The organism is Sphingomonas sp. AOB5 (assembly GCF_029433115.1).
In the GTDB taxonomy this organism is placed as follows: Bacteria; Pseudomonadota; Alphaproteobacteria; order Sphingomonadales; family Sphingomonadaceae; genus Sphingomonas.
In genome coordinates, this window is record NZ_JARNTV010000046.1 from 18,002 (window position 1) to 29,033 (window position 11,032).

Genomic DNA, 11,032 nt, shown 5'->3' on the forward strand with positions numbered 1-11,032 from the left:
TGCTCTCCAAAACTATTCTACGCGGCATCTCTGAAGCGCCTGACGAAATGCCCGATCAGCCGCCCGACGGCGAATGGTACGGCCAGGATCACAAAGAAAGCGATGAAGGCGATGAAGCCCGACTCTATGCCATCCATGTCAGGCATGAACCAGGTCAGGGCGCCTGCGGCGAGTGCCAGGACCACATAGTGCAGCCACAAGCGACGCTGAGCCAGCGCGCCATAGAGCGCCACTACCAGCGCAAATAGCCACAGGACCCCCTGCCCGCTCATCCGGCCGCCCCGATCAGTTCGCGGCCGATCAGCATGCGCCGGATCTCGTTAGTACCCGCGCCGATATCCAGCAGCTTGGCATCGCGCAGGAAGCGTTCGACCGGCCAGTCTTTCGTATAACCAGCCCCGCCCAACGCCTGCACTGCCTCGCCCGCGACCCGGAACGCATTCTCCGACGCCAGCAGGATCGCGCCCGCCGCATCGAAGCGTGTGGTGCGGCCGGCATCGCAATTCTTGGCGACGGTATAGACGTATGCGCGCGCCGAATTCAGCGCGACATACATGTCCGCCACCTTAGCCTGCATCAGCTGGAAGCTGCCGATCGGCTGGCCGAACTGCTTGCGGTCGCGGATATAGGGCACCACCACGTCGAGGCAGGCCTGCATGATGCCGAGCTGGATGCCGGCCAGCACGGTGCGCTCATAATCCAGCCCGCTCATCAGCACGCCGACGCCGCCGTTGAGCGGACCCATGACGTTTTCCTCGGGCACTTCGCAATCGTCGAACACCAGCTCGGCGGTGGGCGAGCCGCGCATGCCCATCTTGTCGATCTTCTGGCCGATGCTGAAGCCGGGCATGTCCTTCTCGATGATGAAGGTCGTGATGCCGCGCGAACCTTCGCCGGTCTTGGCGTAGACGACCAGCGTGTCTGCGTAAGTTGCGTTGGTGATCCAGAATTTGGTACCGTTCAGCACATAGCCGCGATCGGTCTTGCGCGCCTGCAGCTTCATCGAGACGACGTCGCTGCCTGCGCCGCTCTCCGACATGGCGAGGCTGCCGACATGCTCGCCCGAGACGAGCTTGGGCAGGTACTTCGCCTTCTGCTCCTCACTGGCCCAGCGGCGGATCTGGTTGACGCACAGGTTCGAGTGGGCGCCATAGCTGAGGCCGATCGACGCAGACGCGCGCGAAACTTCCTCGCACGCGATCACATGCTCGAGATAGCCGAGGCCGAGGCCGCCCCATTCCTCTTCCACCGTGATGCCATGCAGGCCGAGTTCGCCCATCGCCGGCCACAGGTCGCGGGGGAACCAGTCGTCCGCGTCGATCTTCGCGGCGAGCGGCTCGATCTGCTCCTTCGCGAAACGCGCGGTGGTGTCGCGGATCATCTCCGCATTCTCGCCCAGCCCGAAATCCAGGTCCATTCCAGCCTCTCCAAATCCGTTGGCGGCGCGTGTAGCAGGTCCGGTCAGACAAGAAAAATTGAAGGTGATGGCGGAACATCATAGATAGCATCTATGATCGACCGGTATCTCCTGCGCTACTTCCTTGCCGTGATGGACAGCGGCAACTTCTCCCGCGCGGCGGCACAATGCAATGTCTCGCAGCCGACTTTGTCCGTCGGCATCGCCAAGCTGGAACGCGAACTGGGGCGTACCTTGTTCCATCGCACCAATCGCCGGGTCGAACTGACCGAGGCGGGCGTGCAGTTCGCGGTGCACGCGCGGCGGATCGAAAGCGAGTTCGCGGCGGCCGAGCGATCGCTGGCGGGGGACAATGCCGCGCGGCCGACGATGCGGCTGGGCATATTGTCGAGCGTCCCCGCGGATTGGATCGGCGTGGTCGCCGACCGGTTCGCACGGCAGCTTGGCGAAGAACGCGTAGAGATATCAGAAGGCCGCGAAGGCGAATTGCTCGAACGATTGAAGCGCGGGCGGATCGACGCGGCGCTCACCATCGTGCGGCAAGGCGATGGTGAGGTGTTGCGCACCGAAGGCTATGCGCTTGCCGTACCGGCAGGGCACCGGCTGGCGGGTCAGGACATGGTCGAGGCCGAAGCGCTGGCGGGCGATGTGATGATCGTGCGGCGGCATTGCGAGTTGCTGGCCGAGACCAGCCGCCACTTCACCGCACGCGGCGTCCGCCCCTTCTTCACCGCGCGCACCAACAGCGACGAACGCGCGCTGGCAATGGTCCGCGCCGGGCTGGGCGTCACGGTGATGCCCGAAGGGTTCGCGAGCGAAGGCGTGGCCCGGCCGCGGCTGGCCGGGTTCGATCATGTCCGCCGGATCGGGCTGATGCTGGGCAGCCATGTCGCGGAGGAAGTGCGGCAGGGATCGCCCGCACTGGCGGCACTGCGCGACGTGGTGCCCGCCCTGCCCTGAGCGTCAGGCCTTCAGCCGCTCGGCGTGCCAGGCGACATGATCGGCCATGAAGCTTGAGATGAAATAATAGCTGTGGTCGTACCCCGGCTGCATCCGCAGCGTCAGGTCGATACCGGTACCTTCCACTGCCTTGGCGAGCAGCTCGGGCTTGAGTTGTTCGGTCAGGAAATTGTCCGCATCGCCCTGATCGACCAGCAGCGCTGGCACGCGCGCACCGTCCTCGATCAGCGCACAGGCATCGTATTCGCGCCACCCCGCCTTGTCCGCGCCGATATAGCCGGTCAGCGCCTTCTCGCCCCAAGGGCAGTTGAGCGGCGACACGATCGGCGAGAAGGCCGAGATCGAGCGGAACCGATCCGGATTGCGCAGCCCGATGGTGAGCGCGCCATGGCCGCCCATCGAGTGCCCGGTGATCGACTGACGGCTCATATCGGCAACAGCGAACTCGGCGGCGATCAGCGCGGGAAGCTCGCTCTCGATATAGGAGCGCATCTGGAAGTGCTGCGACCAAGGCGCCTGCGTCGCATCGACATAGAAGCCCGCGCCCTGCCCGAAATCATAACCATCGTCATTGGGCACGCCCTCGCCGCGCGGCGACGTATCCGGGGCGATCAGGATCACGCCATGTTCGGCGCAGGCCTGCCGATACTCCCCCTTCTCGGTGACATTGGCATGGGTGCAGGTCAGGCCCGAGAGATACCACAGCACCGGCAGCTTCGCGCCCTCGGCATGATCGGGCACGAAGACCGAGAAGACCATGTCGGTGCCGGTCGCGGACGAGGCGTGACGATACACGCCCTGCACGCCGCCATGGGACTTGTTGGTCGAAAGCGTCTCGATGGTCATTTCATGCTCCGCAGGTTCGCGGGGCGAGTGCGCGATATCGGTGCGGGCATCAAGAGGCGTCGAGGCGAATCACGTCGAAGGCGATGACGATCCGTTCGCCGGGAACGCCGGGCGGTTCGGTCGCATGCGGGGTCCAGGATGGGAACAGGACCAGCCGCCCCGGAACCGGCTCGATCTCGCGCACGCCCCATGGCGGATCGCCCGGCAGGATGCGGCCGACCGGCCCGACGCGCAGCACACCGTGATAGCGGTCGGTTCGTGGCGCGGTGACGTAGAAGACGCCGCTCAGCCAGCCGCCGGGATGGAGATGCGGGTTCTGATGCCCTTCGGCGCCCAGCACCACCGCCCAGCTGCGCAGCCGGGCACGGGCGGGCATCGAGGCGGATAAGGGATCGCCCTGCCCCGCTCGCTCGGCGGCATAGTCGCGGACCGCCGCTTCGACCCCGGCCAGCAGCGCCGGGATCGCGCTGTCGCCGGGCTGGAGAAGCTGAAGCGTCTGGCGGCCATGCGCGGTCGAGTTCAACCCTGGATCGGCGAGCAGCGTGGGATTGGCGCGGATCTCGGCGGCCAGCGCAGGCAGATCGGCTGCGAGTTCGCCAATCGTCAGGTGCCGATCCAGCGCGAGCGTTTCGCTGGCCTCGTCGTCCCGCCCGAGCAGCGCCAGCGCAATGGCGCGATAATAGGTCGCCTGCACATGGCCGGTGGATTGCCCGAGAATCTCGTCGCAACAGGCAAGCAGATCGGCGGGCATCGCCTCGCCCAGTTCGACATCCGCGGCGAGAATGCCGAGGCGATAGCGCGGATGCTCCGCCAGCCACGCCATGCCGGCAGCGGCCCGAGACCGTTCGCGGGTCAGGCCAGCCACCTTGAGCGCATCGAGCAGGGTACGCCCGGCCTGCGGCTCGTCCGGCGCGGTTGCGTGGAGCGACCACGCAGCAACCAGCGCGGCGTCGGTCTCTCCCAGCTTCAGTTGTGCCGCGATACGCAGCGTCGCAAGCTCGCGATCGGCGGTGAACCCCTCGGTCGCCGCCACCGCGCCCGGCGCATCGCCCAGTTCGAGCAGCGCCCGGCATAGCGCACGGCGGAATTCGGGATTGCCGGGAACCCGCCGCAGGCTTTCGCGGAGCAGATCGACGCGCTGCCGCAGCTTCGTCCCGCCCGCATCCTGCACGAATTCGATCATGAGGCTGCGGGATCGCGCTTCACGAACAGCATCTCGCTGTCTTCGGGACACAGCGCGGTCAGCCGGTTGTCGCGATCATATTTCGCGCGGTCGGCCGCATGCGGACGGGTGCAGAGGATCGGCTGATACTCGCCCCCCATATCGGTGTCCGAGAGGCGGAAATTGGTGTGGTACAACGCCAGCAGCCCGCCCGGGCGCAGATGCGCGTCGATATCGCGCACCGCCGCTTCGTACCGGGCAAAGGTCAAATGCGCGCTGCTGTCCTCCGGGCGGTGATCGCTCAGTTCGGAACGCTGGAGCACCGCCATGCAGACGATCGCGTCGAACGGCTCCGGTCCGGCCAGCGCCACGTCGCCGCCAAGGATGAACTCGACCTGCGGATCGCGATTACGCGCGCGCGCCGTGCGGATGCTTTTCGGGCTGATGTCGATGCCGATGATATGCGCGTGTGGCACGGCCTGGCGGATCATCCGCACTTCCTCGCCGGTCGAACAGCCGAAGGAGAGGATGCGCGGCGCAGGGTTGGTCGCCAGCCGCGAGGACAGCGCGCCGAACAGATGCGGATAGCGCCCCGCCCAGGTATGCGCGCTGGCCTGGAACAGCTGGTCGCCCCGGAACAGGCGCAGATTGCGCTCGTCACGATAGCGCGCATCGAGCAGGTAGCGCGCCGCACGGCCCAGTGTCCGCATGCCCGGCACGCGGCGCAGGAACGGCACGCCCCGTTGAAGACCCTGAGAGAGTTGCCGGTACGCCATGCCCCCGGGCTAGAGGCTCGACTGCCACTTGACAATCGGGGTGCTGAACGGCCTTTGTCGCGGCGCATCGCGGTTCACGCTTTTCAGAAACGCCGATCCACCGAGGGGCTACCGTGAGCGATTTCGCCGGCATCGTGAGGACCGACAACGGGCCGATTCCCGACGCCGCGCTGCAACGGATCACGCGGGCGCTGGAAGGCGCCGGCAAGCCGCAATCCTGGCGGCCCAATCCCTCGGTCCTGCTGGTCGAACGGCGCGGTCAGCCGGGCTATGACAATGGCTCCGGATCGGCGGTGATCCAGCGCGACGCCGACCGTTTCATCCTCGCCACCGCCCGTCTCGACGATCCGCGCGGCGTGAAGACCGCGTTGGGCCTCGATGGCCCTTCCCTGCCCGACGACCGAAGCCTGGCCGCTGCCGCGGCTCTGCGCTGGGGCGCGGGCGAAGCGGCGGAGAAGCTCTACGGCGAATTCGCCATCGCCGAATGGGACGAACGCGCCCAGCGGCTGACCATCGCGCGCGACGCACTGGGTTCGCGGCCGGTCTACACCGTCACCCTGCCCGGCATGGTGATCTTCGCAACCACGCTGCAGATCCTGATGGCCCTGCCCGAAACGCCACGCGAACTCGACGAAGTGGTCGTCGCCCACACGCTGACGATCGCGATGCAGGATCAGGAACAGACCATCTATCGCCATATCCGCCGGGTGCCGCCGGGCGGGGTCGCGATCTTCGAGAACGGCCAGTGGCGCTCGCGGCGCTGGTTCACCATCGACCGGCTGAAACCGGTGCGGTTCAAGCGTGACGAGGATTATGTCGAGGCCGCGCGCGAGCTGTTCGATCAGGCCGTGCGCAGCCGCCTGTCGCCGGACGGCCGCAACGGCGCATTCCTGTCGGGCGGGTTCGATTCCGCCGGTGTCGCGGCAACCGCGGCGATCCTGCTGGGCGACCGCAAGCTGGAGGCATTCACCCGCGCGGCCGGGGCCGATCATGCCGACTATGGCTTCGACGAACGCGGTCTCGCGGGACTCGTCGCCGAACGCTATCCCAACATCAAATGGACGGTGATCGACGATGTGCGGGAATCGATCCGCGACGTCGAGCCCGAAGCCGAAATGGGCGCGCTGCTGGTGCCGCGTTCGGGCAGCTTCAACGGCACCTGGTTCGAAAGCCTGCACATGGCGGTGCAGGATGCCGGGATCGATGTGATGCTGGGCGGCGGCACCGGCAATTCGGTGCTCTCATGGGATGGATCGCCGCAATTCGCGCAGCGGCTGCGCCGCTTCCAGTGGCTCGGCGCGTTGCGCGACCTCAAGGGCTTTGCGCGGCAAAAGAACCTGTCGGCGACGCGCACCGCATTGGGCACCGCCTGGGATACGCTGATGCCGCGCCGGATAAAGGCAGGCCTGTACCAGCGCCGCCATGGCGGCGGCGGTCGCTGGCCGTGGATGCCGTTCAGCCTGGTCTCACCCGGTTTTCTCGACGAGATCGACTATGGCCGCCATGCCGATGAGGCCGGTCACGACATTCCGTTCAAGCCACCCTTTTCGGTGCGCGAGATGCGGCTGCGGATGCTGCAGGGGCAGCGCGGGCGCGACATGGCGGCGTTCGCGCGGCGGCGCTGGCGCGCATCGACGCGCGATCCCTATCTCGATCGCGCGCTGGTCGAATTCGCGCTGGCGATCCCCGAGGATCAATATTGGCGCGAGGGCAAGAGCCGCTGGCTCGCCCGGCGCGTGCTGGCCGGCCGGGTGCCCGATGAAATCCTGTCGCAGCGGATCAAGGGCCGGCAATCGCCCGAATGGCATTTCCTTGCCAGCCGCCGGCTCGACGAGACCGCGGCCGCGGTCGACCGGCTCAGTCGCTCGAAATTCGCCAGCCGGGTGATCGATATCCCGCGCATCCGGCAGATCATCGAGGAATGGCCGACAGACGAGGATGCCGCGCGCAAGAACGAGATGTTGCACGGCCATGCGCTGCATCGCGCCATCTCGATGGGCGGCTTCCTGCGCTGGCACGAAGGCGGGAATGAATAACGTGGCGCATGATTATTCGCTGTGCGGCTGGCGGCTTCTCAGCGCGATCGCCCTGCCCGAACTGCCCGACTGGACCGGCGACGATCGCGAACCCGAAGTGCAGTTCGAACTTGGCGAAGTACCGGCGCAACTCGACGCGGTGCTCAGCACGCCGATTGTCCAGATCGATGCCGCAGGCCGGATGCTGTACCGGATCGAGGGTGTCGCCGACTATCTGGTCGAAGACGGCAACCGGATCACCATCGCCCCCGAAATGCCGGTCGATGCGCCGGATATCCGCCTGTTCCTGCTGGGCGCGGGGCTTGGGTTGCTATGCCATCAGCGCGGGGTGCTGCCGATCCATGCGTCAGCGATCGAGATTGACGGGCGCGCGGTGATGCTCGCCGGGTCTTCGGGCGCGGGCAAGTCGACCCTGGCGGCCGCCTTTGTCCGGCGCGGCTTCCGGATGCTGTCCGACGATGTCGCGCCGATGCAGGTCACGAACGGCGTGACCGAGATATTGCCCAGCCTGAACCGCGCGCTGTTGTGGCGCGATTCGGCCGAACGGGCGGCGTGGCCGCTCGATACGCTGGAGCAAGCGCGCGCGGAGATTGCCAAGTTCAGCCAGCCGCTGGGCGAGGCGCATGTGACGGTGCCGCTCGCCCCCGCCGCGCTGATCCATCTCAACCGTGCCGACAGCAGCGGCGAAATCATGATCCAGCGGGTGCGCGGGGTCGAAGCCGTCGCCGGGCTGCGCAATCAGGTCTATCGCTGGCGCTCGCTGACCGGGTTGCTGACCAAGGCGGGCGCGCTGCAGCGGGTGACCGAAATGGCGCCGCTGATACCGCACCATTATTCGCTGAAGCGGCCGCTCCATTATGCGCGGCTCGACGACACGATCGACATGATCCTGGACGCGGTGCGCGCGGCATGAGCGGCATCACATGGCTCGCCTCCTATCCACGTTCGGGCAACACCTGGACCCGGCTGGCGCTGTGGACGCTCAAGCATGGCGAGCCGGTGGTGCTCGACCGGCTGGGCAATTTCGCGCGGACCGCGCTTCAGCGCCAGTTGATCGATCAGGTCCTCGAATGCGATTCCAGCTCGCTGCGGCCGCCCGAGATCGAGGCGCTGCGGCCCGATCTTCATGCGTGGATGGCCGAGACCCATGCCGAGCCGATGGTGAAGGTGCATGACGCTTGGCGGCGCACCCGCCACGGTCGCCCGGTGCACGACGCGGCCGTTACCCGCGCGACCATCTATCTGATCCGCGATCCGCGCGACGTGGCGGTATCCTGGGCGAAGTTCCGCGACGCCACGATCGACGCGACCATAGATTACATGGCCGATCCCGGCGCGGTGATCGGCGCGGACGTGGGGACGATCCACACGATGCTGCCGCAGCATATCGGGTCATGGTCCGACAATGCGACAAGCTGGATCGACGAGAGCGGACTCGCACCGCTGGTGGTCCGCTACGAGGATCTGGTGGCCGATCCGGCAACCGGCTTCCGTCGTATTGCGGACCATCTGGGCTGGGCACCCAATGAAGCGGTGATCGGCATGGCGGTGGACGCGACGCGTTTCGACCGGCTGGCGAAGATGGAACAGGAAGGCGGCTTTATCGAGCGACCGGTGGCGACCAGCGCCTTCTTCCGCTCAGGCCGGTCACAGGGCTGGCGCAGCGCGCTCACGCCGGAACAGGCCGCGCGGATCGAACGCGACCATGAAGCGGTAATGACCCGGTTCGGGTATCTTTAGGCGGAAGTGACCAGGTTGCGATCGACCAGCTTGGCCACGAAATCCATCGTCTCGCGCTCGATCGTGGCGCCGTCGCCCTTGAAATGCGCCTGCAGCGCAGCGGTCAGATCGGCAATACTGATCGGCGACTGAAGCCGGCGCCAGATCTCGCTGCCCACCCCGTCGAGCCCGAAATAACGACCGCTGGTGACACAGATCAGCACGATCTCGCCATCGACGTCGCTCATGATCGCGTCGGGAGAAACAGAGAGGCGGGTTTCGGGAGAAAGGGTCAGCGTCATGCGGCTCCTCTAGCAATCGCTTTCGCCCGCGGAAAGCCGAAATGGCCCCAACGGCAGCTTGATCGCGCCGCCGTGCGGGGGCAAGGAAGCGAAAAATGCGGGGAATATGATGGGCAAGCCGATCCGGAACATCACCATCGTAGGCGGCGGCACGACCGGCTGGCTCGCCGCGACCGTGCTCAATCATCGCCTGCAATGGGGCTTCGCGCATCCCGATGGCGTGAACATCACCGTGATCGAATCCCCGCATGTGCCGATCATCGGCGTGGGCGAGGCGACCATCCCCGCGATCCGGCAGACGCTGGAAATGCTCGAGATCGACGAAGCCGAATTCATCGCCCGCACCAACGCGACCTTCAAGCTGGGTGTTCGCTTCGATAACTGGCACAAGCCCGGCGGCGGACGGCCGGAGAGCTTCTTCCATCCCTTCACCGGTGGCGTGCAGGTGGCAGGGCGCAATCCCGCGGCATCCTTGCTCGCCTATGGCTTACCCGAAGGCGTGGATGCCGATCCGCAGTTGAGCAATCTGGTCGGCCATGGCGTGGCGGCGGCGGCGGCGGCCAAGTCGCCCAAGCGGCCGAGCGATGGCGCCTATCGCGGCGCCCTGGGTTATTCCTACCATGTCGATGCAGCACTGTTCGCCGCATTCCTGCAGGAAGTGGCGATGGCGCGCGGCGTCCGTCATGTCAGCGATACGGTGCAGGGTGTCGAGCGGAACGAACGCGGGCACATCGCCGCATTGCAGCTTGCAGACAGCGGGCGGCACGAAGTCGAGTTGGTGATCGATTGCTCGGGCTTCCGCGGGCTGCTGATCAATCAGGCGCTGGAAGAACCGTTCGAGTCCTTCTCCGACTATCTGCTCAACGATCGCGCTGCGGTGGTGCAGATCAAGCATCGCGAGGGCGATCCGCTGCTGCCGACGACTGCCTCCACCGCGCTGGGCAGTGGCTGGCGCTTCGGCATCCCGCTCCAGTCCCGAATCGGGACAGGCTATATCCATTCGAGCAACTTCATCAGCGAACAGGATGCGATCGACGAACTCGTCCGGTCGCTGAACGGTGCCGAGCGGATCACCGAGCCGCGGATCGTACCGATGCGCGTCGGCCGCACGCGCCGCTCATGGGTGGGCAATTGCGTTGCGCTGGGACTGGCTGGCGGCTTTCTTGAGCCATTGGAATCGACTGCGATCCAGTTCGTCGACTTCGCCTGCCGCCGCCTGCTGCAATGCATGCCGAGCAGCGATTTCGAACCGGCGCCGATCGACAAGTTCAACAAGCAGATGGCGCTGATCTACGACGATGTGCTCGATTTTCTCGGGCTGCACTTCACCTTGGGCGACCGCGACGACACGCCCTATTGGCGCGCGCAGCAGCACGAGGCGAAGCGATCGGACCGGCTGGAGGAATGCCTGGCGCTGTGGCGCGGCGGCCTGCCGGACGTCTATGATCCGCGCGGCAGCGACATCTTCACCTTCTGGAGCGTTGCGGCGGTGCTGTTCGGCAAGGGTTTCTACTCGGGCCCGGTCGCGGCAGGATCGGACCTGTTGCCGCGCCCGATGTGGGATCGCTACGTCCACAATTTCCTGAACCTGCGCGAAGGCGTGCTGGCGACGCTGCCGGATCATGCGGCAGCGTTGAAGGGCATTGGCGAGCGTGCGGTGACCGGCGCTACGGTGGCGAAATCGGCACGGCCCGACAGCGTGCCCCGGATCGGGTTCGCGCTGGGCCCGCCGGTCCCGGTAATGACCCCGGGCGGGATCGCCGCCGCGGGCTAGAGGATACGCACCGCGCCGCGCGCAACGAGCGCTTCAAGCG

The 11,032-nt window shown here is 66.4% G+C and carries 11 protein-coding genes; 5 read left to right on the forward strand and 6 right to left on the reverse strand.

Going from position 1 to position 11,032, the window contains the following annotated elements; translation table 11 throughout:
- Nucleotides 1-17: 17 nt before the first annotated feature.
- Nucleotides 18-272 (reverse strand): hypothetical protein, encoded by a 255-nt coding sequence (locus P1X14_RS16325; protein ID WP_277316461.1) that lies wholly within the window; start codon nt 270-272, stop codon nt 18-20.
- Nucleotides 269-1,417: an isovaleryl-CoA dehydrogenase gene (locus P1X14_RS16330; RefSeq protein WP_277316462.1), complete on the reverse strand. Its 1,149-nt coding sequence runs from the start codon at nt 1,415-1,417 to the stop codon at nt 269-271. The genes P1X14_RS16325 and P1X14_RS16330 overlap by 4 nt, the downstream gene beginning before the upstream one ends.
- 93 nt (nt 1,418-1,510) lie before the next feature.
- Between P1X14_RS16330 and P1X14_RS16335 the strand changes: the two genes are divergently transcribed.
- Nucleotides 1,511-2,377: a LysR family transcriptional regulator gene (locus P1X14_RS16335; protein WP_277316463.1), complete on the forward strand. Its 867-nt coding sequence runs from the start codon at nt 1,511-1,513 to the stop codon at nt 2,375-2,377.
- Nucleotides 2,378-2,380: 3 nt separating this feature from the next.
- On the opposite strand, the gene fghA is transcribed toward P1X14_RS16335, so the two are convergent.
- The 3 genes from fghA to P1X14_RS16350 are packed head-to-tail and all read right to left on the reverse strand — an operon-like array spanning nt 2,381 to nt 5,161.
- Nucleotides 2,381-3,223: an S-formylglutathione hydrolase gene (gene fghA, locus P1X14_RS16340; protein WP_277316464.1), complete on the reverse strand. Its 843-nt coding sequence runs from the start codon at nt 3,221-3,223 to the stop codon at nt 2,381-2,383.
- A 49-nt stretch (nt 3,224-3,272) separates the two neighbouring features.
- Entirely contained in the window at nt 3,273-4,406 is a 1,134-nt protein-coding gene (locus P1X14_RS16345) for a putative 2OG-Fe(II) oxygenase (RefSeq protein ID WP_277316465.1), read from the reverse strand.
- Entirely contained in the window at nt 4,403-5,161 is a 759-nt protein-coding gene (locus P1X14_RS16350; RefSeq protein ID WP_277316466.1) for a methyltransferase domain-containing protein, read from the reverse strand. The genes P1X14_RS16345 and P1X14_RS16350 overlap by 4 nt, the downstream gene beginning before the upstream one ends.
- A 113-nt stretch (nt 5,162-5,274) precedes the next feature.
- Between P1X14_RS16350 and P1X14_RS16355 the strand changes: the two genes are divergently transcribed.
- From P1X14_RS16355 to P1X14_RS16365, 3 genes are read left to right on the forward strand one after another with little or no spacing between them, the layout of a single operon-like run.
- Nucleotides 5,275-7,197 carry an asparagine synthase-related protein gene (locus P1X14_RS16355; RefSeq protein ID WP_277316467.1) on the forward strand — a complete coding sequence of 641 codons (1,923 nt, stop codon included), beginning with the start codon at nt 5,275-5,277 and terminating at the stop codon, nt 7,195-7,197.
- A 1-nt stretch (nt 7,198) separates the two neighbouring features.
- Nucleotides 7,199-8,110 carry a hypothetical protein gene (locus P1X14_RS16360; RefSeq protein WP_277316468.1) on the forward strand — a complete coding sequence of 304 codons (912 nt, stop codon included), beginning with the start codon at nt 7,199-7,201 and terminating at the stop codon, nt 8,108-8,110.
- On the forward strand, nt 8,107-8,937 hold the full coding sequence (locus P1X14_RS16365) for a sulfotransferase domain-containing protein (RefSeq protein ID WP_277316469.1): 831 nt from the start codon (nt 8,107-8,109) through the stop codon (nt 8,935-8,937). The genes P1X14_RS16360 and P1X14_RS16365 overlap by 4 nt, the downstream gene beginning before the upstream one ends.
- Here the strand turns inward: P1X14_RS16365 and P1X14_RS16370 are convergent.
- On the reverse strand, nt 8,934-9,218 hold the full coding sequence (locus tag P1X14_RS16370) for a PqqD family peptide modification chaperone (protein WP_277316470.1): 285 nt from the start codon (nt 9,216-9,218) through the stop codon (nt 8,934-8,936). The two genes, P1X14_RS16365 and P1X14_RS16370, sit on opposite strands and share 4 nt — an antisense overlap.
- A 109-nt stretch (nt 9,219-9,327) precedes the next feature.
- Here P1X14_RS16370 and P1X14_RS16375 point away from each other — a divergent pair, with 109 nt between their 5' ends.
- A complete protein-coding gene (locus tag P1X14_RS16375; protein ID WP_277316471.1) occupies nt 9,328-10,992 on the forward strand; it encodes a tryptophan halogenase family protein in 1,665 nt (554 codons plus the stop codon).
- Nucleotides 10,993-11,032: the final 40 nt, after the last annotated feature.

Coding starts and splice junctions, on each gene's coding strand:
- P1X14_RS16365 (WP_277316469.1), top strand. CDS start 8,107: ATGAGCGGCATCACATGGCTCGCCTCCTATCCACGTTCGGGCAACACC.
- P1X14_RS16335 (WP_277316463.1), top strand. CDS start 1,511: ATGATCGACCGGTATCTCCTGCGCTACTTCCTTGCCGTGATGGACAGC.
- P1X14_RS16370 (WP_277316470.1), bottom strand. CDS start 9,218: ATGACGCTGACCCTTTCTCCCGAAACCCGCCTCTCTGTTTCTCCCGAC.
- P1X14_RS16375 (WP_277316471.1), top strand. CDS start 9,328: ATGGGCAAGCCGATCCGGAACATCACCATCGTAGGCGGCGGCACGACC.
- P1X14_RS16350 (WP_277316466.1), bottom strand. CDS start 5,161: ATGGCGTACCGGCAACTCTCTCAGGGTCTTCAACGGGGCGTGCCGTTC.
- P1X14_RS16345 (WP_277316465.1), bottom strand. CDS start 4,406: ATGATCGAATTCGTGCAGGATGCGGGCGGGACGAAGCTGCGGCAGCGC.
- fghA (WP_277316464.1), bottom strand. CDS start 3,223: ATGACCATCGAGACGCTTTCGACCAACAAGTCCCATGGCGGCGTGCAG.
- P1X14_RS16330 (WP_277316462.1), bottom strand. CDS start 1,417: ATGGACCTGGATTTCGGGCTGGGCGAGAATGCGGAGATGATCCGCGAC.
- P1X14_RS16325 (WP_277316461.1), bottom strand. CDS start 272: ATGAGCGGGCAGGGGGTCCTGTGGCTATTTGCGCTGGTAGTGGCGCTC.